Below are 26,895 nucleotides of genomic sequence, written 5' to 3'. Positions count from 1 at the left end.
GTTTGAGAAAGAGCGAAAATGGGCCTTTGATGCCTATTACCGACATTTTAGGAAGAGTTTGCTGTTCGCGACAGAACGGGCTGTGTCCGATATTGAACAGCACGGAAAGCTGCATGGACGGTAAGCGCTTCTGAGAGGGCTTGGTGGAAAGGTCAATTCAAGCGATATCATACTATATTAAGTATTTTTAATACAATATCGTATTATATTTAAAATGTGGTTTTCTTTGTATTAAAAAGTATATCGTTCACAGCGGTGCACTCTTATTTAAAAAGTTTGTGGGCGTGAAGATCAAAATGAACATTTAAAATATAGATGATGATGAATTTCAAGGGGAAGAATATCCTGGTTGTAGGCGGAAGTTCTGGGATTGGTTTCTCACTCGTTAAAGCATTACACGAAAACGATGCGTCGGTGTATGTGATTTCTCGGACAAAGCCTGCCGATCTTCCGAAAGGCATTGCGTACTTGCAAGCCGATGTGACAGGCGACCTTGAAGCGATCAGCGGGTTTTTGCCGGAACAATTGCACGGCCTGGTTTATTCAGTCGGCAGCATTAACCTGAAACCATTTAACCGGCTCACCAGCGACGACTTCTTAAACGATTACCGCCTCAATGTCCTGGGTGCTGCTCAGGTTATTCAGCATGCAATGAAGCAATTGAAGTATGCGGCAGGCGCTTCTGTTGTTTTGATAAGTTCTGTTGCGGCCAATACCGGGCTTCCTTATCACGCAAGTATATCAGCAGCCAAAGGTGCCGTGCAAGGACTGGCTATATCGCTGGCCGCTGAACTCGCTGGTCAGAAGATAAGGGTTAATGTGGTAGCGCCCTCTCTCACAGATACACCTATGGCGCAGCACCTGCTGAGCTCACCCGAAAAGCGCGAAGCATCTGCAAAAAGGCATCCGCTTGCAAAATATGGACAGCCAGAAGATATCAGCCAGGCAATCGCATTTTTGTTATCAGATGACAGCAGCTGGGTAACAGGCCAGATCATCGGCGTTGACGGAGGATTGGGCAAATTGAAAACAGCTTAATATGAGCACAAACATAATAGCCAGACAGAAATAATCTACCACATGAAATCATACCAGCTTATTCATGAGCTAATCTCACTGGTCGAGCAACTTGAACAGCAAAATCCCGAAAGGGAGGTTACCATGCAGGATTTTGCCGGATTTGTGATTCATAAAGTTGGCAGCTCTGCGCTGGACGTCGGCCCCACCGGACGTCTTAGCCAGGATGTGAGATTTGGCAAAAATGATTTAGCCGCACAGGAACAGGCATTCCAGCTTGATAATAACATCGGCCAATTATTTGTATACATGAGCCGGTATGCGAAATCGTACATCAAAAAAGCCCTGGACAATACGCCATTAATAACTGCCGAGGATTTTACAGCGTTGGCTATTTTGCTCACCCACGATAACCTGTCTAAAAGCGAGCTGATCCATTACAATTTACAGGAAAAAACCTCTGGTACGGAAGTTATCAGAAGACTTCTGGCAGCGGGGCTGATCAGGCAATGGGACGACGAAAAGGACAAAAGAAGCAGGCAAATCGCCATCACCGATCAGGGCAAACAATTGCTTTACACGGTGTTTGAAGACATGAACCACGTGGGTAAAATGATCTCGGGAAACCTTACTGTTTCCGAAAAGCTGACGCTTCGGTATTTGCTTCAAAAGTTAGAGGATTTTCATCAGCAGCATCATCAGCAAAAGACCATTTCCAGTAAAGCGGATCTGAAACGGGTGACCGAAGCCATAGTTGATCAAAAAAACTAATTATCGCTTTGTCAATTTCGGCTATTCATCCTTTTTGCCGGACTACTCATACCATAACAAAGGCCACTGACACCGAATGGAGAACGGATTCAGCAAATCCCTGGGTTGTTGAAATAATTGTAAGTACAATTTAAAACACCTTACCAATTCAAATTATGAAAATGTTCACAACAATGGCAAATCTGAAAACATGCCTATTTGCGGCAATGGTCGCATTTACTCTTTCATCCTGCAACGACGATGACGACGACACAACTGTAGATCCGGGAACTGGCAACATTCCGGCCGTTGCATCCGCGGATCCCCAATTTTCGACTCTCGTTGCCGCCCTTACAAAAGCAGAACTTGTAACCACCCTGCAAGGTGCAGGTCCTTTTACCGTTTTCGCACCTAACAATGCCGCGTTCACAGCAGCAGGCATAACCAGCTTAGACCCGCTGACCAAAGATGCATTAACCCCGATCCTGACTTCACACGTGGTGAGCGGCACTGTGAAAGCGGCTGACGTGAAAAGCGGGACCGTTGAAACGGTAAATACGAACAACGATATCTACCTGTCCAAAAATGCCGATGGCGTATTCATCAATGGCAAGATCAAAGTGATCGCAACAGACGTTGCGGCTTCTAACGGAGTGATACACGTGATTGATAATGTGATCGTGCCTCCTACCCGATCGCTGGTGGAGATTGCGCAGGCAGACACCAGTTTTACCGAGTTGGTATCGCTTGTGCTGGCCGCTGATCCGGCAGTAGCCACAGCGCTTACCTCGGCTGGCAATGGTCTGACCGTGTTCGCTCCTACTAACGCAGCATTCCGTGAATTGTATAAAACGACGCCGAAAGCAACGCTTCTTGCACCTGCCAACCGGGCGCTGCTGACCAGTGTTCTACTATATCATGTAGTGCCAGGCCGTGTTTTCTCAACGGATCTACCAAATGTTTCAGGGCCTGTTGCCACGGCTAATACAGGTAAATCTGTAACATTTAACCTGTCCGGCGGAGCGAAAGTGGTTGGAACAACCAGCGGCGCATCCAACATTACAGCAGCTAATATCCTGGCAACCAATGGTGTTGTCCACGTGATTGATAAAGTTTTAATGCCCTAAACTAAAAGAACAGCAGATTGGCAGACGGTTGTAGTTTAATCGTTTGCCGATCTGTTTTATCTGCCTAACTCGCCGCAGTCATGTTCCATATCAGGTATCGGTTCGGGTTTATGTTTTTGCTGGGAGCTTACTCGTTCCTGAACACATTGCTTCTCGAGACCTTCGACTATTATCACTTTGGCGCGGACCAATTTGTGATTTTCCTGCTCTTTCTGGCAGTCACTGCCGGAATTTGGGAAGGAAACAGGATCTGGGACAACTGGCTCTCAACCAGGGATATTGAGCCATTTTGGAAACGGATTGGCTATAATCTTGCCGGAAGTGTAATTATTACAGCACTGGTAACACTCATACTGGGCATTCCCACGGCCTATTACAGCATATCTCCCGATTGGAGCGAATGGAAACTTCCTTTAAAGCTCCTGCTGATGTTCTGTTTCCGGGTGAACCTGTTTTTGAACACCATTCATGTCATTTTTTTATACATGAAAAAGCTCGAAGAAAGCCACCAGCAACTGGAAACTTACAAAAGAACCACCAGCCAGGCCCAGCTCCAATCGCTCAGAAATCAGGTGAACCCACATTTCCTGTTTAACAACCTGAGTGTTTTGACAGCGCTCATTGCGCAGGATACAGCCGCTTCCGTTGAATTCATAAGGCAGTTCTCGAACGTTTACCGTTATATTCTCAAAAGTGATGAAAAGGAATTGATCGAACTGCGGGAGGAATTGAAATTTATCGACTCTTATTTATATCTGCTCAAAACCCGTTTTGAGGCTGGACTCAGCATTCAGGTCGATATATCCGAAGGCTGCTTGTCGGCCTACATTCTCCCGGTATCGCTTCAAATGCTCGTTGAAAATGCAGTAAAGCACAACATTATTTCTAAAAGCAAACCATTACGCATTGAGATATTTTGTCTTGACAATGAATCTATCACTGTCAAAAACAATTTACAGAAAAAGATCATAGAAGACGATCAGTCGACACGGCTGGGCCTGACCAACATTGCTAAACGATATGATTTTCTTGGGCACCAGGGCGTGATCGTAGCCCAAACGGACCAGTTTTTCAGCGTGACGATCCCGCTGATCCGACTCAACGCAGAACAGGCGATGCACAACAACATGGCTTATTATGATTGACAATGATCAACATTCAGATTTACCTTCCATGAAAGTACTCATTCTAGAAGACGAAGCGCTATCGGCCAGAAGAGCTTCCCAGTTACTGACCGAATACGATGCTAACATTGAAGTGCAACAGGTCCTGGATTCCATAGAAGAGGCGGCCATTTGGCTGAATCAAAACCCCGAGCCGGATCTGATGCTGCTGGATATCCATTTATCCGACGGATTGTGTTTTGGCCTGTTTGACAAAGTGACGGTGAAAAGTCCGGTTATTTTCACCACGGCTTACGATCAATACGCATTGCAGGCTTTTAAAATGAATAGCATTGATTATTTACTTAAGCCACTGGACAAAGGCGAGCTCACGCGTGCATTGGATAAATACCATCACTTAAAACAAGACCGAAAAAGCATTTCCAACCTGGACATAGAAAATCTCAAAATGACTATCCAGGCGCTGACCAGAAAATACAAAAAAAGGTTTTTAGTCCGGTATGGTGACACCATTCATTTCAAGAATATCGAAGAAGTGGCCTACTTCTATGCGGACGACAAGGTGGTATTTATGGTAACCAATGAAGGGAAAAAATACCTGATGGACAATAACCTGGAAAGCCTCGAGGAAATGCTTGACCCCGCTTTATTTTTCAGGATTAACCGGAAGGTCATAGCCCGGATTGAGGCCATTCAAAATGTTAAATCGTTGCTAAGCAGTCGCTTACAAGTATTTTTAAAGCCTGTTTTCAATCAGGATGTATTCGTGAGCAAGTACAAAAGCCATGAATTTAAAAACTGGCTCGACAACTAGGCAAACCAATTTTACATACCCAACCTTCACTTTATGAAATTGCTCTCTACCCTATTCATCTTTTTCACAGCGGGCTGGACATCCATCGCAAATGGTCAGCAAACCCGGGAAGTTAGTTTACACCTGAAAAACGGGTCGGTGATCCGGGGAAGGTTGCTTGAAGCAGACGGTAAATATCAACTGGAAACATACGACAAAAGCATTTGGGTATTTCAAAGAGAAGAAGTCGACACGCTGATCGCTGAAAAGCTTGTCAACCCAAACATTCGTTATAAACACAAAGGATTCGTGCATTACACAGAACTTGGGCCGCTGGCTATGAGTAACCGGGCTTCTAATGGCGTTACCACTTCCGCATTTTCATTTCAGACAACAAACGGTTATAAGTTTAATCAATGGGTTTATACCGGCCTGGGTATCGGTGCAGACTTGTACGCCGTGCAAACATTTGTGCCTGTGGTTCTAAGCCTCAGGGGTGATTTTTCAGATAGGAGCTCCAAGGTTCCATTCTATTTCCTGGAAGGTGGTTATGGATTTAATGCCACTTCCAACGATGTGGATAGCGTCCGTTTCGGTGGAGGCGCCACATTCTCGGCGGGTGTTGGGATGAAAATTCTTTTTAGCGGAAACACCGGCTTCACCATTGCTGCAGGTTACCGCTTCCAGAGATCTTCGGTGACCGAGGGAGCTCGGGAAAAGGTTGAAGATTTCAATAGGTTGACGCTGAGAGCAGGATTTTCGTTTTGAGCATTTTGCACATTGAAGCGGTGAATGTAACTATCCTAAGCAAACCATATAATTCGTATATTTAAATTAATAATATATATCAATTGCATTTACGTATGTTAGTGCACCAATTGGTACTCGATTGCTTACACACTTGATTAAATCCACTCGTTATATGGGGCATTTTTTAAAGATCTAAGCCATGAAGTATTTAGCTATTTCTATTCTAATCTTTCTCTTTTCTTGCTCACAAAACAGGGAAAAGGAGCAACATCCCGACCAAGATAGCGGAGTAACAAAAGTAGACAGCGTAATCATGCTTGAAATTCATGCAAAGAAAGGTGAGCAATTTTTCTTTGGTTACCACGATTCGCTGTTCAACTTCAACATGATGGAAACTCCTGAAAATTTGAAAGTTGATTCCATATTCAGGAAAGAAATAATTTCTTCACAGCCAATATTGTTGAAAGACATACATTACATGTCGCAATACTACATTTACCTTCTCCCCGGTGAGACATATCAGATAACAAAAGACTCTTTATTTTCTGATTTTCAGGTTACTGCTTCGCCCAAACGGACATACGAACTAAATGCCTCAAAGGAGCTTAGAAAGCACATCACTAAACAAAAAAGGCTGAGTGAATATACTTATAAAGAAAGATTAAGATATGACCGATTCACAAAGCTGGACTTTGAGTCAAGAGACTCTGTGTTAAAAAGCGATTATCATGACAATGTTCAATTTCTAAGTGCTTATTGTTCCAGAAACGATTTCAGTCCAGATCAAAAGAGGGTTTTACTTCGAAATTTATTTTACCAATACAAAATTGCCCAGTTCAACTTCAACAGACGAACACCGGCTCAGGTACAAAAATATTTGAGTGACAAAAAGCTGTACAAGGAGTTACTGCCCCTGATGAAGTGCGATACTTGCTTTCATGACCCTGATTTCCCGTATTTAACCCAGGTTTTTGCTAAGTATTATGTTGCGAACCCGGATGAAGTGGGAACAGAAAAAGCATATGTTGCCTACAAACAGAATTTTGATGGGAAAACGAGGGACTACCTTTTGTATAACTTGATCAAACTGGGCGGGATGTTTAACGACACAAAACCAAACCCCGCCCTTGCGAAGCAGTTTCAGAATGATGCTCACACCCCAGCGCTCAGAAATTATATCAGGGAAATGTATGATTTTATCGAAGCAAAAAAATCGGACGTAGGGAGCCTGGCCAATTTTGCTGGTGAGATCATTACGTGGGATCAGGTGATCAAAAAACATAAAGGAAAAGTCATTTATGTTGATTTTTGGGCAAGTTGGTGTGGGCCCTGTCGGGCGGAAGTGCCTTCATCCCGATTACTCAAAAAACGATTTAGCGCAAAAGATGTCGTTTTTGTCAACATTTCAATGGATGAAAACAACGTTGCGTGGAAAAAGGCCTCAAAATCGGACGATATTGAAGGTCCGGAAAATTATATCTTAATTCAACCTTCCAAATCGAAACTGAAAAAAGAGTTTCAAATTGACGTCATCCCGCGTTATTTTCTCATAAGCAAAACCGGAAAAATCGTCAATCCAAATGCTGCAAGACCGTCAGACGGTAAAGTCGCCTCAGAAATAGATGCGCTTTTATAAATTTGATTTTCAAGGTCATTTTTGTGTGAACGTCCAGGTTCTGTAGCTGAGTGGCAACCAGGGCATATCCAAAAATCATATCATTGGCCTCACTAATTCACTTTTGGTCTTGCCAAGCGCTGCCGATGTATTTTCTTTGCGAGTGAATCTATCGCGATGATCATGAAAGTTTTTTTATTAATCCTGCTCGTTTATATAATTCCATCAACCGGTTCATCGCAGAATTTATACAGCCGGTCCTACGGCGACACAAAAGATAACCCGATTATATTTTTACATGGTGGTCCAGGCAGCACTAGTGTCTTTTTTGAAGCAACTACTGCGCAGTTATTGGCTGATCGAGGATTTTATGTAATAGTTTATGACCGCCGGGGAGATGGTAGATCGGCAAACGAGAACGCGAAAATGGATTTCAACGAAGCCATCGTAGATCTAAAAGTTATATATGACCGCTATAACCTAGAAAAAGCTTCTCTGCTTGCATTCAGCTTCGGAGGATTGATAGCTGCACAATTCGCTCAAAAACATTCTGATCTTGTTCAAAGCTTGATATTATGCAGTTCATTGGTGTCACAACAGAAATCCTACAACACAATCCTTCAATCGAGTAAGGCTATCTATGAGCGTACAAATGATTCATTGAAATTGAAAGAGCTTAAGTCTATCGCACAGATGGACACCAATTCTTTCGAATATCGCACTCTGGTCTTCAAACACGCGTCAGCAAACGGATTTTTCAACCTGACGGCGCCAAACAACCGCGCGAAGGCCATTTACGATACCTATAAAACTAATACGCTAATTGCTCTGTATGTTAAAAATGAGCGGGCAGTTTCAACGTTCTGGAAGCATGAGTCTAGTCACAACATTGATATCACGCCACAGCTGCGATATTTGCGGAAGCGGCATATACCAATTTATGCCCTATATGGGAGACAGGATGGACTTTATTCTCCTGCACAGATTTCTGACCTCAAAGGATTGCTCGGAGGTAATCATGTCAAGTACTTTGATAATTGCTCTCACACCTTGTTTATTGATCAGCAACAAATGTTCCTATCAGCAATAAGTATTTGGCTCAACAAAGCGAAGTAAATAACATACAATTTTTAACGCCATAAATTATCCTATCATTGGTATTTTTATAAAAGCACTGAGTACAATTTCACACGCCTATTTCAATGCAGGGGCGGAGACAGTATATCCCAATCCAACGTCAGACGCCATCCTTATCAGGAAGGACTCGACTGTTTCTAATCACAAGATAATTGTTAGTAAATGATCCTCAATACTATGGTAGTTGCATAAAACTCGCACCGATCACTTTCAACCCATCCTCAAAGCGTTTCCAAACTCTAAAATATCTGAATTTTCCCTCTAACGGTGTTCCCATCATCTTTCCTTTCGCTGTCATTGTAACGATTGAAAGTGCGGTGTCGCCAATTATTTTAATGTCATCAATATTTGTTGAAGCATTTTCAATAATCATGGTTTTTGCTTTATGTGAGTCCAAGTCCATTTTTTTGGTCAGAAGTTGTCCTGTCGGCGCAACTGCAATTAAATCATTGTGTAGTAGTTGGTTAAGAACGTCCACATTGCTCACAAGTTGAGCCGAAAACAGTTTGTTTTCAGCTTCAACAACGTCTTGTCTGGTAATTTCTATTTTTTCCATTTTTCTATTTTTCATTTGACCGCTCAAATGTAAGGCGGCTTGCTAGCAATGGGTGTCAGTAAAACTTGAGATTATATTTGATTTACTTGAGAAAATAGGGAAGTTCCTCACGCCGGGCTTATAGAATCTCTCCTACCAAATTTTCATCTGAATCGCAACGGTTTAGAATGTGTGTGGTGTCTTAGCCATATAGACAATCCAAGATTAAATTGTCTTTTCAGCGATCCGTTGGGATATCACATTTCATCATTCACATTTCCTTGCATGTTATGAAAACTTGTACGTTCGTCATTTGCTTTTTGCTCGCAGCGATCACCTTGAATGCTGCTGCGCCGTTAGATTACGCCGGCAGGCTGGCCGATAACAATGCCGTCAATAAACCCGTCAAGGCGAAATTAGCTCCATTTACTGTATGTCTTGAAGCAGAAACAGCAAACAGCGATGCCCCTGTTTCGCAGGATCCTAATGCATCCAACGACCTGACACGCGGTGCCCGGGATTCGGAGGACTACTTTGTCGATTATCAGACCGATGTTCCGACTGCGGGAAAGTATCTGCTGACAATCCGTTATTATGCCGAAGAAAATTCGCAGGTAAGTGTTTCCGTGAACGCCGGTCCATTGATGCAAATTGAACTTCCGGCGTCGCATTCCTGGAACATTGCCTGGAAGGAACACACTTTCGAGGTGGATTTGATCGCTGGCAATAACAGGGTGCGAATTAAAGAGCTTCCTGGGTATAATGTCAGGCAGGATAAAACTTGCTGGACTGAAAACGGTGGTTCGTTGCCCGTCGATTGTGATTATATTGTTGGATCGATTGTAACCGACTACTATCCGTCATGCGGGCAGGCAATAGGCGTAAGTGCCGACTGCGGCGGAAACGCTTGCGCCGGGCTGAGTTACAGATGGACTGGTCCGGGATTGGATGCCTCAGGAAGTTCGGTCAGCTTTTATGCACCCAGTGAAAACGGAAATTTCACTTACACGAGGACAAGTTCCAAACCGGGCTGTCCTGATCAGACTAGCGATTTCAAACTGACCATCACTGACTGCGGCGACGGACCATTCCAAATATGCCTGGAAGCAGAAGACACCGGGGGGACCGGCCCCATAACCGAAGATCCTAACGCATCGGGTGGCAAAACAAGGGGCGAGCGCGACCGGGACGATTACGGTGTATTTTATTTAGTTCCCGACGTTCAGGTTGAAGGCCCGCACGCAGTGACATTCCGGTATTATGCCGAAGCAAATACCGCCTTTGAAGTGCGTATCAACGACGAAGTCAATCCGCACAAGATAGAGCTGCCAGCTTCCAATTCCTGGAATATAGTCTGGATTGAGCAAACCTTTGTTTTCACTTTAAGAAAGGGCTTTAATTCAATCTTTGTGAAAGGATTGCCAGGGTATCGCCCCGTGCGGCATGATAAGATTTGCGTCGAACAAATGCCCGGCACGCCTCCTTCCTGCGACTTTACCATCACCGCCCAGACCTCTACATCGACCCCTCAGTGCGGCGCCCAGGTTTCCCTGACCGCCAATTGCACCGGCCCCGATTGCGACGGCATCTTCTATAATTGGACGGGTGCCAACGGGTTTGCGCGTTATACACAGAACATTGAAGTTACTGCGCCGTCCGTGCATACATCGGACGGTTACAATGTTGCAGCCGGGAAGGATGGATGCGCGTACAAGAACGTTTTCGTTGCTTTTACTACAAGCTGTCCACCGGCCCAGGAACCATTCAGCGCCTGCGTGGAAGCGGAGCATTCGGCCAGCAGCGGGCCAGAGTCCCATGATCCCAACGCCTCGAACGGTCAGACCCGTGGCGCACAAGATAACTACGATTATTTTGTCGAATATCAGGTAGACGGAATAACGAAAGCAGGCTTTTTCCCCGTAACGCTGCGCTACTATGCAGAGGCAGATGCCCAGATTAGCGTAGCAGTAAATGATGACGTGGTGATTCCGGCACTAAACCTGACCCCTACTCACAGCTGGAACATCGTTGCACGAGAAGAAACATTCTACATCACGCTTTTTGCAGGCACTAACACGATCCGCATTCAGGGCCTGCCCGGTGCAGCATGTCGACAGGACAAGATTTGCATTGGACCTGACCAAAATGTTTATACCAGAATGGCAGCACCTGGTGCTCCGGAAATGCAGGGGGATATCCCGTCGCTGCAAGCATATCCTAACCCGGCTACTGGCGAATTCAACGCCGTATTCCAGTTACCAGTAGGAACATCAGGCACAATGCGCCTCACTGATACGCAGGGCCGGGTATGGCATGAACGTGCGGTGAAAGGAAAAGGTGTTCATGAAGAGCGCATTATCCTTCCTGGCGCGCCAGCAGGCATTTATCTGCTACAAGTGAAAAAACCAGATTCGGTAGAAACCAAGAAGATCCTCTTCGTTCAGTAAATGTGAAAGGCGGTTGCGTGGCCAAGCACGCGACCGCCTTTTACGATTTCATTCGTTAACAAAGATGGCCCAAAACCAGTAGTCTTTTAAGCCAGGATTTTATGTTTATCTCCCCACTTTTCAAGTAGCTTGATAATCGGGGCCAATTCATAGCCTATTGCAGTAAGTTCATACTCTACCCGTGGCGGGACTTCTGCATAGACCGTCCGCTTGATGATTTTGTCGTTTTCCAACCTCCTTAGCTGCAATGTGAGCATCCGTTCGGTTATTGCAGGCATTCGTTTTCTCAATTCTCCAAATCTGAGTTTTCCGTTTATCAACCAGGAAACAATGGCCAGCGACCACTGTCCACCAATAATGTTTGCAGCATAAACTTCTGAACATTCCATGCTTAGCGCCTTTTTATTGGCAAAGTTTGTTGAGCTTTCCTTCACTTTTGACATTACTTACATTATTTATAGTACCCCACATTTAGTAGCTAAGCTACCAAACTCAGGGTAGCCTCGCTAATTTTGATTGAGGAAAAATAAAAATAATGAGATGAAGACATTAGTAATTGTAATCCATCCGGACATTCAACATTCAGCAATAAACAGAAGATGGATTGAAGAGTTAAACAAATATCCCGACAGGTATGCGGTTCACCAACTTTATGAAGTTTACCCTGACGAGAAACTGAACATCACCGCCGAGCAAAAACTGGTAGAGCAACATGACAAGATTGTGTTCCAATTCCCCTATTACTGGTTTAATTGCCCACCACTTTTTAAAAAATGGCTGGATGAAGTGATGATTTATGGCTGGGCCTATGGCAGGCAGAGCGACTTTAAGATGTCTGGCAAGCGCATTGCCCTGGCTATTTCATTAGGCATTGACGAGCAGGGATACAATCATTCTGCGTTGTACAAGTACACCGTTGAAGAATTAACGCGGCCTTTTGAGCTTAGTTTTGATTATGTAAAAGCTGACTACCGACCTTTTTTTGCCTACTATGGAATGGAGCACAATGCGTCGGATGAATGGATCGAAAAAAGTGTCCCCCAGTATCTTGCGTTTTTAGATACATTGTAAAAATGCTTTATCATTGCAATTTCAATAAAGGCTGCATCCAGCCCTACTGAGCTCATGGCCCATCGGTCAAAGCCAACACTGTGTTATGCTTGGAGCGTAACTTGTACAACCGACCACCTTCTGGGAAAGCGTGAACCAATGGGTTGTGGGTCATTGAACAAGCTAACGGCAAACCAGGATTGATATAAACCAGGACGATAATGGCTGAAAAAGATACTTTTGGCATCAACTAACACTATGACTGCCGAGAGTTGCTCAATATATCAGCGGCTGAAATGGAAAATATCTCCATTGTTTTTAACCGCCCTTTCAGCAGGTTCTCTCCAACCGATCTCATCTCGTAGGCGGCCGGAAGTTGAAGTATTTTAGCCAGCTCCTCCGAAACCAGCAGGTCTGCATTAAAATGATTGCAAAGTCCCTGGATCCTTGCGGAAGTATTAAGGACGTCACCTGTAAAGATGATTTCCTTTTTCAACGATCCGATTTCTCCGGCAGTCACCATACCAAAATGCAGACCGGCTTTAAACGCCGGTAAAATGCCAAATTTGCCGTTGTACTTTTCCGTCTGACTTTCGAGGATACGTTTCATAGCGAAGAAGCACTCAATACAATTATTATTTTTTAAACCGTCTTTCAGTTTCCAGCTGATGATCATCTCATCACCAGCGTATTGATAGATTGTGCCCGCGTAATCAATCACAGCACCTGACAGGTCGAAGAAATACTCCTTCAACATCTCGAAGTATCTGACGTGCCCAAGATTTTCGGCGATTGTAGTCGAGGACTTCATATCCAGAAACATAAATATCCGCTCTTCTTCTACGGGATGATGGTATTTCCCTAAGAAAAAATTACTCAATGTGCCTGGCCCCAGACTCTGGCTGAATTCAGCATAAAATTGCGTAACCAAAATTATCGAAGCAATGTATAGTACAAGGCCGACCGCAGCGTAGTCAGTGAAAAATGCCCAGACTGGTGATACCAAGTTTTTAAAAGAGTGCTCACTTGGCATATTTAGTGCATTCATCAACAACGTGAAAGCCAGAAAAATGATAACAATGATCAGGTAAAGAAAGGATTTGAATACGATCTTTCTGGTGAAGCTCTTTTTTATAAACCACTTACTGAAATAACCAATCTCCAGAATGCCGGTAATCAGACCCATCATCAGGCCCGCAACGGGGATGGCAAAAATGTTTGCTGCAAATTTGTACTGATTGCCCGTTGATGGATAGTGGTCCAGATCTCCAAGAATTCCTTTTTCCAGCATGCAGTAAATCAGGCTAAAAATAAACCACAATACTCCAAAAGGAATGACACGGGCAACATCTCTTTTGGTTTTCGGTGACAGCATGGATTGATGTATTGTGGACCAGTCTTCAAAATACCCTAAATTTTCAGAACAAACCCTATACCATACATCCGAAAATGTAAATTATTGCTGTGTCTTGTTTTTTGTCAATTGAGACAAGTACTTCGTGAATGATGACGTATTTGTTTCAAACTCCATTTGTAATACATTTATAGACAGCAAATCGCTGATATAAATGCTATAAAAAATTGAAATACTTTATTATTACTCTCGTATGTTCTATTTTAATTGCCTGTTCTAAAAAAGAATCCAAGCAGTATACGATTGGCTTTTCGCAGTGCACGGGCAGTGATAACTGGCGTAAAACCATGCAGGAGAGCATGTACCGCGAGCTGTCTTTCAATCCGGAGATCAACTTTGTAATGAAGGATGCGGGCGGACAGAGCAAAATACAAATCACGCAAATTGAAGAACTGCTCAAACAAAAAATTGACCTGCTGATCGTCTCTCCCAACGAAGCAGAGCCCATTACGCCTGTTGTGGAAAAAGCATATCAGAACGGAATCCCGGTCATCATTCTGGATCGCCGTACGAATTCTGATCAATATACTGCCTATGTTGGCGCCGATAATGTGGAAGTTGGACAGATTGCCGGAGCTTATACGAATACACTTTTGAAAGGAACCGGAAAGGTGATTGAGATCAGTGAAAAGCCTGGATCATCCGCTGACATTGATCGCCACAAAGGTTTTATGGAAACGATCAGCCGCTTTCCAGGTATCAGGTTGACGGCAAAACTGGATGGCGATTGGGACAAATATTCTTTCGAGGCTCCGCTAACCAAACTGCTACAAACCCACACGGACATTGATGTTATTTTTTGCCAGAATGATCGCCGTGCGCTGACCGCTTTCAAGGTTTGTAAAAATCTGGGTCTTGAAAAAATGATCCGTCTGATTGGTGTAGACGGATTAACCGGGCCAAATGGCGGCATTGATCTTGTAGACAGGGACATTCTGAATGCCACAATTCTTTATCCGACAGGCGGTGAAGAAGCCATTCGAACTGCCATTTCAATTCTGCGAAAACAGCCTTTCAAAAGGGAAAACCGGCTGCAAATCACCATGATCGATTCGACCAACGTCAGGATCATGAAATTGCAGAGCGAAAAACTGGTAGCGCAGCAGCAGGACATTGAACGTCGTCAGGAAAAGATTGAGGAGCAGCGCGCGATCTCTGAAAACCAGAGCATTGTGATTTACACTGTCTCCATCACCCTTGCTATGGCACTTATTTTCGGAGCCATTTCTTTCTATTCGTTACGCGAAAACCGGAAGATCAACAAACGGCTTGAAGTGCAGAACCATGAAATATCAGATCAGAAAAACCAGATTGAACAACTTGCGCAAAGCGCTGAGATTGAAAACGAGGCAAAGCTCAAATTCTTCACAAACATTTCGCACGAATTCCGTACTCCGCTTACCCTGATATTGGCACCTATTGAGGATGTTTTGGCCAGTGAAAAAATCCGTGATCCTTTGATCAAACAGGAACTTTCATTGATCAGAAAAAACACATTGAGACTGCTCCGGCTGGTGAGCCAGCTGATGGATTTCAGGAAACTGGGAAGTCACCGGATGCAGGTGCGGGCCGGCGAGCACAACCTGGTAGCATTTGTGAAGGACATTATGGTGGCATTTGAACGCATTGCTTCCAAACGAAAGATCGACTTCCAATTAATTGCTTCCGATCCCGAAGTGATGGTCTGGTTCGATACGACGATGCTTGACAAGGTGATTTTTAATTTGCTTTCCAATGCATTTAAGTTCACGCCGGACAAGGGAAGGGTTTATTTGTATATCAAAACCATTTCTTCTGATCAAGCACAGATTACAGTGGAAGACAATGGCATAGGGATGACGGAATCGGAAGTTGCGCACGTTTTCGAAGTTTTTTACCAAGCCGAAAGCGGCTATAAAGCACTGGGAACCGGGCTAGGATTGGCGCTTTCCAAAGAACTGATCTCGCTGCACAAAGGAACAATTTCTGTTCGCAGCCAGCCCAACAAAGAAACAGCATTTACCATTGAGCTGCCACTGGGTAACAAACATTTCCAGGAAGATGAATTACAAACCGGGCATGCGGAAGATTTTTCCATGGTTCAAAACTTCGAAATTCAGGAAGAAGATGCGGCTTCCAATAATGCTTCTGTCAGGGAGGTTTCGATTCATGAGCAATCTGTGCTGCTCATTGAAGACAACAATGATCTGGTGAGGCTTTTGGAACAAAAATTAAATGTCAATTATCAGATACTGGTGGCCAATGATGGTGAAGAAGGTTTGAGACTGGCATTTGAGCACATTCCCGATCTGATCGTGTGCGATGTAACATTACCAAAAAAGGATGGGTTGAGCGTGAGCGCGATACTCAAAGCAGATTTCAGGACTTCACACATTCCGGTGATTTTGCTTACCGCCAGAACAACCATCGAACAACAGATCGAAGGCATTCAAACGGGCGTGGACGCTTACATTACCAAACCATTTAATCTGCAATATGTTCAGGAAAGCATTAAGACGCTGCTGAAAAACCGGTCGGCGCTTCGCGAACATTACACCAGCGAATTGCCCATAGAAATTTCGTCAGGAACGAATCCTAATAAACTGGACAAGAAATTTATCACACAGTTTACGGCATACATTGAGGAGCATTATGACAACTCAGAACTCAGCGTTGAAGACATTGGGAAAGATCTTGGCATGTCCCGAGTTCAGTTGTACCGGAAAGTAAAAGCGCTTGTGGGCATGAGCGTGAATGAATACATGCAACAGGTTCGGCTCAATAAGGCAAAGTTTTTACTGCGACGTGACGATCTGACAATCGCGGATGTAGCTTATAAAGTCGGTTTCTCCTCCCCCACTTACTTCTCGACTGCTTTTAAAGGAAAATATAACCAAACTCCTATGGAATATAAAAAATCGTAAACAGCCGGATTTTTATTTAACATTTTCAATCTATTGTTCAATTTCTCACTTACCCTAATCATCAGAAATGATACAAATTTTAAACAGGATGTATCAAATTTGAAAGATGACGCGTGTATCAAATTTTAAATAACAGGCTAATTCACTGATTATCATTATAATATACCTCTAAAATACCACTGTATCAAAGTTTAACTTTATTGAGATATTATTTAGTTATTCCGGGTGCCAAGTGGCGGTAGTTTTGACAAAAAATCAGAACTACCAATGAAAAACAGTAAGGTATTAGTTTGGTCGATCGTCGTTGCACTTGGCGGATTCCTTTTCGGGTTCGACACGGCCGTTATCTCGGGAGCGGAAAAGGCTATTCAGCATTTATGGGACTTGTCTGCGGTTGAACACGGATTCACCGTTTCCATCGCACTGATAGGAACCGTTCTCGGCGCAATGCTAGGCGGCATTCCGGCAGATCGGCTTGGAAGAAAAACTACCTTATTCTGGATAGCTGTTTTATACCTGGTTTCTTCCCTCGGCTCTGCACTCGCAACGGACTGGTATGTCTTTATATTCTTCCGCTTCCTTGGCGGGCTGGGCGTTGGTGCTTCCTCGGTTGCCGCACCCATGTACATCTCCGAAATCTCTCCTGCCAAATCACGCGGAAAAATGGTTGGGCTATTCCAATTCAATGTCGTTTTCGGAATTCTCATCGCCTACTTCTCCAATTACTTCATGCAGGATATGGGCGACAATGCATGGCGCTGGATGCTGGGCGTGCAAGCATTGCCTTCGCTGATTTTCTTACTGGCAATTCTTTACGTTCCTGAAAGTCCGCGCTGGCTGATTATGAAAAAAGGTGACGTGCAGCAAGCAAGGGAAATTCTGAACATTATCGATCCCGAAACCAGCGAAGAGACATTGCTTGCGATCAGGAATGCGAACGAAGAGACGAAAGACAAACCTTCCGCCCGGCTGTTTTCTGCCAAATACAAAACACCTGTAATGCTTGCCATTCTGTTCGCGGTTTTTAATCAGGTTTCAGGAATTAATGCCATCATTTATTACAGTCCGCGCATTTTTGAAATGACGGGATTGGGAGCGAAAGCGGCATTTTTATCCTCTGCCGGGATCGGTTTTGTCAACTTCGCTTTCACTCTTTTAGCTATCAATTTTATAGATCGTTTTGGTAGACGCACATTAATGGCGATCGGCTCCGTAGGCGTCATTATTACGCTTGGATTGGTTGCCAGGGCTTTTTTTATCCAGGATTTTACGGGCGTTCCGGTGTTTCTGTTCGTTTACATTGCTTTTTTCGCATTCTCACAAGGCGCGGTCATCTGGGTTTTTATATCTGAAATTTTCCCCAATGAAGTGCGTGCAAACGGTCAGGCGCTAGGGAGTTTTACCCATTGGTTCATGGCTGCCATTATCGCTTTTTCATTCCCCATCATTTCCGAATATCTGGGCGGCGGAGTCACATTCTCCTTCTTCGCAGTGATGATGATTTTGCAGCTCATTTTCGTGTGGCGCATCATGCCTGAAACCAAGGGAACGTCGCTGGAAAGGACTGATAAAACAATGATTCTACATTAATATCTCAACTTATATGACACCTAAAATAACCGTTTTCGGAGAAATGCTTTGGGACATGCTGCCTTCTGGCAAACAACCCGGCGGAGCGCCCATGAATGTGGCCATTCACCTGAAAAACTTCGGCATGAATCCAGCTTTCATCAGCCGCGTCGGCGATGACGACCTGGGCGTTGAACTCATGGATTATCTTAACAATCAGGATTTTAATGCAGATTTTATCCAAACCGGCATTACACATCTTACCGGCATTGTAAAGGTAAACCTGACCGACAAGACCGAAGTTACCTATAAAATCGTGCAGCCAGTAGCCTGGGATTACATTATGGTGACACCTGAAAACAAGCAGTTGGTAAAGGACTCAGATGTGTTTGTATATGGCACACTTTCCGTTCGCAGCCAGCAGTCGCGCGACACGCTTTTTGAATTGTTGAAAGACGCAAAACTGAAAGTGTTTGACGTAAACATCCGTCCCCCGCATCTGGACAGAGCCACCACTGAATATCTGCTGGAACAGGCTGACATTGTGAAAGTAAACGAGCATGAGCTCAACACGGTCTGCACCTGGTTTGGCATACAACCCGAAGTAGAAACGCAGATGAAATTCTTATACGAACGCTTCAACCTGAAACTGGTTTGTGTAACGCTCGGTGCCGATGGCGCGGTCGTTCTTTCCAGTGACGGATTTCATTCACAAGGCGGATATGAAGTGGAAGTCCAGGACACGATTGGCAGCGGAGATTCCTTTCTGGCCATGTTTCTGAAAGAATATGTCTGCGGCTCATCCATTCCCACAGCCCTCAAAAAAGCCTGTGCCGTAGGTGCATTGGTTGCCTCCTATTCTGGTGCTACACCTGTGATTGCCGAAAAAGAAATTGCTGATTTTTTAACAAATAATCAAACGAATCATGTTTAAACGACTACCGCTTCTGGCTTTTGCCATACTCTGTTGGGTGCAACTTGCGGCTGCTCAATCCAACATCACCGGAACCGTGAAAGACGGCGCCGGCTTGACGCTCCCCGGAGTAAGTATTCTGGAAAAGAATACAACCAATGGCACATTATCTGATGCCGATGGAAAGTATAGCATCAGTGTTAACAGTGGCGCTACGCTTGTATTTTCTTACGTGGGCATGGTCCCCAGTGAAGTGATTGCAGGCACCAATAGTGTCATGAATGTTACACTGGAATATGATTCAAAAAGCCTGAATGAAGTGGTTGTTACCGGATATCAGTCTGAGCGAAAGAAAGATATCACGGGTGCGGTGAGTGTGGTGAACATTAAAGACATCAAAGACAGCCAGGTGGGTAATCCGGCAAAAGCATTGCAGGGAAGAGTGCCTGGTGTGTTAATCACCACGGATGGAGCGCCCGGCGGAGGTGCTACGGTAAGAATCCGGGGAGGCAGTACATTGGGCAATAATGATCCCCTTTACATCATCGATGGCATTCCTACCAAAAGAGGATTGAATGAAATAAATCCGGCTGACGTCGAATCCATTCAGGTTTTAAAAGACGCTTCGTCTGCGACCATTTATGGTTCACGGGCTGCCAATGGTGTTGTCATTGTTACGACAAAAAAAGCAAAAAACGGTCAATCGCGGTTGAATGTGAACATTTCCACTTCAATTCAGGATTACGCTTCTAAATTAAAAACACTGAATGCAGACGGCCGGGGCCGGGCTTATTGGCAGGCGGCAGTAAATGACAAAGCAGATCCGAACGCCAATCAGATTTATCAATATGATTGGAATAACGATTTCAACAGTCCGGCATTGAATCAGATAAAATATCCGGAATTCATCGATGCGGCAAAAACAATGAAGCCTGCGAACACCTATTGGTACGATGAAATTTCACAAAAGTCCATTATCCAATCGTACGATATGTCTATTTCCAATGGTTCTGAAAAAGGAAATACCATGTTTTCACTGGGCTATTACGACAATAAAGGAATTGTAAAATCTACGCACAATAAAAAATACACTGCAAGGCTGAACACGGATTTCTCGCTCTTTAAATCAAAACTGAAAATTGGCGAAAACCTGTCTGCCACTTACATTCAGGATGTGCAGTCTCCTACTGCTGATATTTTGTTTGCTTCACTGGTTTCACAGCCCGTTGTGCCGGTTTACACCGTGGATGGCGGCTGGGGCGGCCCTGCGTCAGGGATGACAGACCGTCAAAATCCTGTAAGGCTTATTGAGGACAACAGGCAGAATAAAGGCAACTTCTACCGACTCTTCGGTAATGTATTTGCCGACCTGGAAATTATCCCGAAACTGCATCTTAAAACCAGCTACGGAATTGATTACAGCGGTGGTTACAAAAGGCTGCTTCGGAAATCTTACACCTCCGGTTTCTTGTCCGATCCGACCAATCAGGTATCCAATTTCCAGGACTATTCGGGAAATTCAATTTGGCAAAACACATTGAACTATGACATTCAAACAGGTAAGCACCAGATTGGAATTGTTGTAGGCCAGGAAAGTATCCGATATATCGCCCAGGAATTTTCAGCAAGCAGAAGAGGCCTGGCGTTGGAGAATATCAATTATTCCTACCTGAATGCCGGAAGCAACAACATTAATAATGGCGGCAGCGGCAGTGCGAATTCACTTTTCTCCTATTTCGCGAAGGTCAACTACACTTATGCAGACAAATTCCTGGCATCGGCAACCGTACGCCGCGATGGTTCGTCACGTTTTGGAAAGGAAAACCGTTTCGGAACATTCCCTGCATTTTCATTGGGTTACCGTTTGAGCGAGGAAGCATTCATTAAAGATATACCATTCATTTCTGCCTTAAAACTAAGATATGGCTGGGGTCGCTCGGGCAATCAGGAAATCCCGAACAATGCTACGCAGTCCTTATACTCAGCCATTTACGGCAGCGATCCGACCTGGGATTTTGATAATGGCAGTGCTTACGACATTGGCGGAAATGGCACAGGCCAGCTTCCGTCAGGATTTACATTAATCCAGCAAGGCAATGATGCCCTGAGATGGGAATCGCTGGCAGAATCGAATTTCGGTGTGGATTTTGGTTTCTTGAACAACACCTTGACGGGCTCAGTTGATTATTTCCAGAGAAAAACTTCTGACATTCTGATCAGCCCGGCATATCTGGCTGTGATTGGCGACGGTGGGAACCGGTTTACCAACGGCGCTTCCATGAAAAATAGTGGTTTCGAAGCATTGCTCTCCTATGACACAAAAATTGGCAACGATCTGAGAATCAACCTCACAGGTAACTTCTCCCTGTATCGCAACAAGATCACTTATTTGCCAAAAGAAGTGATTGCATCCTATCCGGGAAATGGAACGGATAAGACCATACTAGGCCGCCCGGCTAATTCATTCTTCGGATATGTCGCCGACGGAATATTCCAGAATCAGGGTGAAGTAGACAATGCTGCAACCCAGCCGGGAAAGGGCGTTGGACGAATCAGATATGCAGATTTAAACAAAGATGGCACCATTGATGCACAGGACAGAGATTTTATCGGAAACAGCACGCCTAAATATATGTATGGCTTCAATACTTCGGTCAGCTGGAAAAATTTCGACCTGAGCTTTTTCTTCCAGGGAATCAATGTAAAGGTTCAAAACGAATTTAAAACCTACACCGATTTCTCGTCACTCTGGACGGGCACCAACTGGGGCGAAAGAACTTTAGACGCATGGACGCCCGAAAACACAAGTTCTGACATTCCTGCATTGACATTGGTGGACAGGAATAATGAAGGCCGCTTTTCGACCTACTTTATTGAAAACGGTTCCTATTTGAAGTTGAGAAACGCGCAGATCGGGTACAATTTCAAAAGTTTGAATAACCTGAAAATCCAAAGCGCGCGATTGTATCTGCAAGGGAGCAATTTATTTACAATCAAAAGTAAAGCTTTCACAGGTCCCGACCCGGAGATTCCAAACTTCGCTTTCCCCATACCCGTCATAGGAACAATCGGACTGAATGTCACTTTCTAAATTTTTGAAATCATGATCACTAAAAAATTAATATACACCCTGACATTGCTCATGGTGCTTTTCACAGGCTGCGATGATGCGCTGGTAGAACCGGCACAAGGTGTCATTTCGGGTGACGATTTAAATACGCCTGAAAATGTGGACAAGATGGTCGTAGCAGCCTACTCCGCACTTGGAAACGATCATTACACCTCTCCTTTTTCCAGTATGTGGGCATATGGAAGCATACGCGGAGGCGATATGTATAAAGGTGGCGACGGCCCGGGTGATTTGTCAGAATTTCATTTGTTCGAAACATTCTCTCTGAACCGGGTTGATAATGCATTGATAGACCAGGTTTGGTTCCGATTATATGTGGGTATCAGCCGGACAAATGATGCATTGCGGAGAGTGAGTGCATTGTCCGACGCGGAATATCCTGAAAAAGCAGCCCGTATAGGTGAATTGAATTTCCTGAGAGGACATTTCTACTTTTTGCTGAAAATCTTGTTTAAATATGTTCCGTATATCGACGAAACCATTGCCAAAACCGACTATCCAACCATTTCAAACGATAAGCTTTCGAATGACGAGCTCTGGTCAAAAATTGAAGCGGATTTCCGAAATGCTGCTGAGAAGTTACCCGACAACCAGAGCGACAAAGGCCGGGCGAACAAGATTTCAGCGAAAGCCTATCTGGCAAAAACCCTTTTGTACAAGGCTTATGAACAAAATGAAACCAATGCCGTAGTAACCATAAACAAAGCCTTGCTGACAGAGGTAAACGCACTTTGTGATGAAGTGATCAACTCAGGCAAGTATAATCTGAGTGCCGATTTTGCTGACAATTTTTTAACAGCAACCGAAAACGGTCCCGAATCCGTATTTGCAATTCAGTATTCAAAAAATGACGGAACGCCGCTCGGCAGGCTGGATTACGGACATGCGCTGAATTATACGATGAACCAGGAATACGGGTGCTGCGGTTTCCATGTTCCCAGCCATGACCTCATCAACTCCTTCAAAACAAGTGCTGACGGACTGCCCCTGTTTCAAACCTACGCTACCAATGACGTGGCAGCATCCCTTGATTTCCAGACCAGCTCATTTGATCCGCGGCTGGATCACACCGTAGCAAGGCCCAATGCTCCGTTCAAATACGGGAAAAGCTATGTATTCCAAAAATCCTGGGCTCGTGCCCCGGCGGTTTACGGTGCTTTTGCCAGCATTAAAGAAGTGGTTTTACCAACGGATCCGTCGTTTCAAAAAGTACCGCCTTTTATGTCCAGTGCCAAAAACTGGCAGATTATCCGTTTCTCCGATGTACTTCTTTGGAAAGCAGAAGCATTAATAGAACTGGGTAGACAGGACGAAGCACTTCCTTTGATAAACAGGATACGTGCCCGTGCAGCCACAAGTACAGGGCTGCTCATATCAGCGGATGGAAAACCTACGGCCAATTTTAAGATAAAACCGTATGTGAAGAGTTCGGATTGGACACAGAACTATGCCAGAATGGCCATGCGCTGGGAAAGACGACTTGAATTTGCTGGTGAGGGCTATCATTTTTTCGACCTGGTTCGCTGGGGCGTTGCAGCTCAAACGATTAATGCCTATTTCCAAATCGAAAAAACAAGGGCAACACACTTAGGAGATGCCCGATTTACTGCCGGTCGGGATGAATATCTTCCGATACCATTGAATCAAATTAATTTCAGCAGTGGCTTGTACAAACAGAATGTTGGGTGGTAATTGTCAGCAATTGGTCTGGCTCAAACACAATCAAATAACGATATGAAAAAAATAATCATTGCCTTACTTCTTATCTGTGCCATAACCGGCTCAACGGCTATTGCTCAGGAATTCAAGGAAAAATACCGTCCGCAGTTTCACTTTACACCCAAAGCCAACTGGATGAACGATCCTAACGGCATGGTGTATCACAATGGGATTTACCATCTTTTTTATCAATACTACCCGGACGACAAAATTTGGGGACCCATGCACTGGGGACATGCCACGAGCAAAGACATGATCGCCTGGAAAGAGCAGCCGATTGCGTTGTATCCGGATAGTCTGGGTTACATCTTTTCGGGAAGCGCTGTTGTCGATAAAAATAATACGGCTGGATTCGGGAAAGACGCATTGGTCGCCATTTTCACGCATCACGATCCAGTTCAGGAAAAGCAAAAAACGGGCAAACACGAAACGCAGAGCATTGCATACAGTCTGGACGACGGTAAAACGTGGACGAAATACAAAGGAAATCCTGTGCTTCAGAATCCGGGCATAACCGATTTCCGGGACCCGAAAGTGAGATGGTTTGAACCTCAGAAAAAATGGGTGATGACTTTGGCAACCAAAGATCGTATCACATTTTATTCATCACCGGATCTGAAATCATGGACGCGCGAAAGTGAATTCGGTGCCAATGAAGGAGGCCATGGCGGCGTATGGGAATGTCCGGACCTGTTTCCCATCAAACACGAAGGAAAAGACATTTGGGTGCTCATCGTAAACATCAATCCGGGCGGCCCGAACAAAGGCTCTGCGGGTCAATATTTCCTGGGAGATTTTGACGGGAAAACCTTCACATCCAATTCAAAAGAAACCAAATGGCTGGATTTCGGGACCGACAATTATGCAGCTGTGACATTTGCCAACACTGGCAATCGCAACATTCTGATGGGCTGGATGAGCAACTGGCAATATGCCAATCAGGTTCCTACGGATCCGTGGAGAAGTGCTAACACAATCGCACGTGAACTAGGTCTAAAAACAGTTGGGAAAGAAATGTATCTGACTTCGGTTCCGGTTAAAGAGCTGGATGTGTTGAACACCACAAGTTTCTCAATGAAGAATGTGAAGGTGAAGGATCAACTGGATCTGACGGACAAAGTAAAGAATAAAACCGGCTTATTCCGCCTGGATTTAACAACTAAAAACACAGCAGATTTTTCTATTGTGCTGGCCAACGAAGCAGGCAACGAACTGATCATCGGATACGACAAAGCGAAAAATCAATATTACATTGATCGTTCAAAATCCGGCAAAATCGATTTTGAAAAAGGTTTTGGAGCAAAACACATTGCACCAAGGTTTGCAACGGCAGATAATATTCCGCTGACCTTGATTGCGGATGTAGCTTCTGTTGAGCTTTTTGCTGACAACGGACTGACGGTGATGACCGATATTTTCTTTCCGGAAAACCCGATGTCAAAACTGTCCATCAAATCCGTTTCAGGAATTACTGTTGATAATTTGAAATATACGGTTTTAAAACCTTCGGTAGAGTAATCATATACTTCCCGAACTGACGGTGTTTTGCATGAGAACACCGTCAGTTCAAGACTAAAACCAGATATGGCACTACCTATAATAGATAATATAAGATTTAAAAAAGTGGAATTAATATCTTAGCAGAAATATAATTAAAGCGGTGTGTTATGATCATTCATGTATCGACCAACATCAATTTATAAGATCTTATAGGATGATGTGGCGATTATACAAAATGGTTTTCTGGATCAAAAAACATATAGATTGCAAACAGTTGTTTTGGATAACAGCAGCCTTCTGAAAAAGATAGGCTTTCCAACTTATATGTTTTCATTTTACGGGCAGTTCTTCAAAGATCTTTCCATCCAAATTGCCGTTTAAATATTCAACGGCCAATACTGCAATGGCCCACCCTTTGTTAGTTACAATCTCGTCGCTGATTTCGTGATAAGAGCTCTTTTTAGAGCCCAGTATTTCGACTGCTTCTGCGCAACCTTCCCTAATGGCAAAGTTATCATTAGTGCTTATTTCTATCAGATTAATTTTATTGGCAAGGATGGCAATTGTCTCGGCTATCTCACTTTCCGTAGGGATAGCCTTTGTTTTTGCTGTTTCAATATTGCCGGTCGGGGTAAATTGGTGGTGTTCGGTACTATTCATTTAAAGATAAGGAATATTTAAAGACGGCTAAATTTGAGGTAGGGCAGACGCGATGAACAATTTATATGTCACAAATTTTGCATATCGTTTTGTCAGATCCGTTACGTTATTTAAGCGATCTATTTCATAATTCACACATCCTCTAACGGCACCCGCTTTTTATGCTTAAGGCCTTTGAAAAAAGAAGCGGTCAGCCCTGTAACCTTTTTAAATTGAAAAGATAAGTGCGCTACGCTGCTGTAATTGAGTAGGTGAGAAATCTGTGTAAGGGTAAGCTCGTCGTAGATAAGGAGCTCTTTAACGCGCTCAATTTTATGGGCAATAATGTAATGTTCTACCGTTGTAGCCGTGACTTCTGAAAAAATGTTGGCGAGATAAGTGTAATCGTATGCCAGTTTTTCCTCTAAAAATGCAGAATTAGTAAGCTTAGGAACATCTTCATCATTATAGATCATTTCTATAATAATGGTTTTTATTTTCTCGATAAGCTGTGCCTTTTTGTCTTCCATCAATTCCAGCCCCGATTTTAACAATGCCAAATGCAGCAATTCCCGCTGCTCTTCTGTCAGGTCGTCATCAAGCTCAACTTCTCCAAGTTCTATAATACTGTGACATATTCCTAGCGCTGCTAATTCGGCTTTGACCATAAGCTTACACCTTCGGCTTACCATGTATTTGATATAAATCTTCATTGCCAATAAATGTTTTGAACATAGGTAATTTGCAGAATAGGCTAAAAATA

At 44.0% G+C, this 26,895-nt stretch carries 21 protein-coding genes; 16 read left to right on the top strand and 5 right to left on the bottom strand.

What is annotated here, in order from left to right; all coding sequences use genetic code 11:
* The first annotated feature begins 315 nt into the window (after window positions 1-315).
* The 8 genes from NFI81_RS03075 (at window position 316) to NFI81_RS03040 (ending at window position 8,292) form a co-directional block, all read left to right on the top strand.
* Window positions 316-1,038 carry an SDR family NAD(P)-dependent oxidoreductase gene (locus NFI81_RS03075; RefSeq protein ID WP_310589241.1) on the top strand — a complete coding sequence of 241 codons (723 nt, stop codon included), beginning with the start codon at window positions 316-318 and terminating at the stop codon, window positions 1,036-1,038.
* 42 nt (window positions 1,039-1,080) lie between these two features.
* On the top strand, window positions 1,081-1,788 hold the full coding sequence (locus tag NFI81_RS03070; protein ID WP_234614307.1) for a MarR family winged helix-turn-helix transcriptional regulator: 708 nt from the start codon (window positions 1,081-1,083) through the stop codon (window positions 1,786-1,788).
* A gap of 173 nt (window positions 1,789-1,961) precedes the next feature.
* Window positions 1,962-2,894: a fasciclin domain-containing protein gene (locus NFI81_RS03065; protein WP_234614308.1), complete on the top strand. Its 933-nt coding sequence runs from the start codon at window positions 1,962-1,964 to the stop codon at window positions 2,892-2,894.
* Window positions 2,895-2,974: 80 nt separating this feature from the next.
* Complete coding sequence (locus NFI81_RS03060; protein WP_234614309.1) at window positions 2,975-4,039, top strand: sensor histidine kinase; 1,065 nt, start codon at window positions 2,975-2,977, stop codon at window positions 4,037-4,039.
* Window positions 4,040-4,067: 28 nt separating this feature from the next.
* Window positions 4,068-4,832: a LytR/AlgR family response regulator transcription factor gene (locus NFI81_RS03055; protein WP_234614315.1), complete on the top strand. Its 765-nt coding sequence runs from the start codon at window positions 4,068-4,070 to the stop codon at window positions 4,830-4,832.
* Window positions 4,833-4,865: 33 nt separating this feature from the next.
* The gene (locus NFI81_RS03050; RefSeq protein ID WP_234614316.1) at window positions 4,866-5,579 is read left to right on the top strand and encodes a hypothetical protein; all 714 of its coding nucleotides are present in this window, start codon (window positions 4,866-4,868) and stop codon (window positions 5,577-5,579) included.
* Between the two features lie 181 nt (window positions 5,580-5,760).
* Window positions 5,761-7,197, top strand: coding sequence for a TlpA family protein disulfide reductase (locus NFI81_RS03045; protein WP_234614317.1), 1,437 nt, complete (start codon window positions 5,761-5,763; stop codon window positions 7,195-7,197).
* 162 nt (window positions 7,198-7,359) lie between these two features.
* A complete protein-coding gene (locus NFI81_RS03040) occupies window positions 7,360-8,292 on the top strand; it encodes an alpha/beta fold hydrolase (RefSeq protein WP_234614319.1) in 933 nt (310 codons plus the stop codon).
* A 196-nt stretch (window positions 8,293-8,488) separates the two neighbouring features.
* Here NFI81_RS03040 and NFI81_RS03035 read toward each other — a convergent pair whose 3' ends face one another.
* Entirely contained in the window at window positions 8,489-8,884 is a 396-nt protein-coding gene (locus NFI81_RS03035) for a nuclear transport factor 2 family protein (protein ID WP_234614321.1), read from the bottom strand.
* Between the two features lie 254 nt (window positions 8,885-9,138).
* Here NFI81_RS03035 and NFI81_RS03030 point away from each other — a divergent pair, with 254 nt between their 5' ends.
* Window positions 9,139-11,295 (top strand): T9SS type A sorting domain-containing protein, encoded by a 2,157-nt coding sequence (locus NFI81_RS03030; RefSeq protein ID WP_234614322.1) that lies wholly within the window; start codon window positions 9,139-9,141, stop codon window positions 11,293-11,295.
* 86 nt (window positions 11,296-11,381) lie between these two features.
* Here NFI81_RS03030 and NFI81_RS03025 read toward each other — a convergent pair whose 3' ends face one another.
* Window positions 11,382-11,738 (bottom strand): winged helix-turn-helix transcriptional regulator, encoded by a 357-nt coding sequence (locus tag NFI81_RS03025; RefSeq protein ID WP_234614328.1) that lies wholly within the window; start codon window positions 11,736-11,738, stop codon window positions 11,382-11,384.
* Between the two features lie 97 nt (window positions 11,739-11,835).
* Between NFI81_RS03025 and NFI81_RS03020 the strand changes: the two genes are divergently transcribed.
* Entirely contained in the window at window positions 11,836-12,366 is a 531-nt protein-coding gene (locus NFI81_RS03020; RefSeq protein WP_234614329.1) for an NAD(P)H-dependent oxidoreductase, read from the top strand.
* A 235-nt stretch (window positions 12,367-12,601) separates the two neighbouring features.
* Here NFI81_RS03020 and NFI81_RS03015 read toward each other — a convergent pair whose 3' ends face one another.
* Entirely contained in the window at window positions 12,602-13,720 is a 1,119-nt protein-coding gene (locus tag NFI81_RS03015) for an adenylate/guanylate cyclase domain-containing protein (protein ID WP_234614330.1), read from the bottom strand.
* Between the two features lie 206 nt (window positions 13,721-13,926).
* On the opposite strand from NFI81_RS03015, the gene NFI81_RS03010 reads away from it, so the two are divergent.
* From NFI81_RS03010 to NFI81_RS02985, 6 genes are all read left to right on the top strand, one after another.
* Complete coding sequence (locus NFI81_RS03010; protein ID WP_255717417.1) at window positions 13,927-16,662, top strand: hybrid sensor histidine kinase/response regulator transcription factor; 2,736 nt, start codon at window positions 13,927-13,929, stop codon at window positions 16,660-16,662.
* A 267-nt stretch (window positions 16,663-16,929) separates the two neighbouring features.
* On the top strand, window positions 16,930-18,252 hold the full coding sequence (locus NFI81_RS03005; RefSeq protein WP_234614334.1) for a sugar porter family MFS transporter: 1,323 nt from the start codon (window positions 16,930-16,932) through the stop codon (window positions 18,250-18,252).
* A 13-nt stretch (window positions 18,253-18,265) separates the two neighbouring features.
* Window positions 18,266-19,165: a carbohydrate kinase family protein gene (locus tag NFI81_RS03000; RefSeq protein ID WP_234614336.1), complete on the top strand. Its 900-nt coding sequence runs from the start codon at window positions 18,266-18,268 to the stop codon at window positions 19,163-19,165.
* Entirely contained in the window at window positions 19,158-22,235 is a 3,078-nt protein-coding gene (locus tag NFI81_RS02995; protein WP_234614338.1) for a SusC/RagA family TonB-linked outer membrane protein, read from the top strand. The genes NFI81_RS03000 and NFI81_RS02995 overlap by 8 nt, the downstream gene beginning before the upstream one ends.
* A gap of 12 nt (window positions 22,236-22,247) precedes the next feature.
* On the top strand, window positions 22,248-23,966 hold the full coding sequence (locus NFI81_RS02990; RefSeq protein WP_234614340.1) for a RagB/SusD family nutrient uptake outer membrane protein: 1,719 nt from the start codon (window positions 22,248-22,250) through the stop codon (window positions 23,964-23,966).
* A 42-nt stretch (window positions 23,967-24,008) separates the two neighbouring features.
* Window positions 24,009-25,511 carry a glycoside hydrolase family 32 protein gene (locus NFI81_RS02985; RefSeq protein WP_234614342.1) on the top strand — a complete coding sequence of 501 codons (1,503 nt, stop codon included), beginning with the start codon at window positions 24,009-24,011 and terminating at the stop codon, window positions 25,509-25,511.
* A 312-nt stretch (window positions 25,512-25,823) separates the two neighbouring features.
* Here the strand turns inward: NFI81_RS02985 and NFI81_RS02980 are convergent, their stop codons facing one another.
* Complete coding sequence (locus tag NFI81_RS02980; protein WP_234614344.1) at window positions 25,824-26,153, bottom strand: hypothetical protein; 330 nt, start codon at window positions 26,151-26,153, stop codon at window positions 25,824-25,826.
* Between the two features lie 131 nt (window positions 26,154-26,284).
* Window positions 26,285-26,845 (bottom strand): helix-turn-helix domain-containing protein, encoded by a 561-nt coding sequence (locus tag NFI81_RS02975; RefSeq protein ID WP_234614345.1) that lies wholly within the window; start codon window positions 26,843-26,845, stop codon window positions 26,285-26,287.
* Between the last annotated feature and the right edge of the window lie 50 nt (window positions 26,846-26,895).

It is taken from the genome of Dyadobacter fanqingshengii (genome assembly GCF_023822005.2).
Classification (GTDB): domain Bacteria; phylum Bacteroidota; class Bacteroidia; order Cytophagales; family Spirosomataceae; genus Dyadobacter; species Dyadobacter fanqingshengii.
This window is presented reverse-complemented; position numbering and strand designations above follow the sequence as displayed.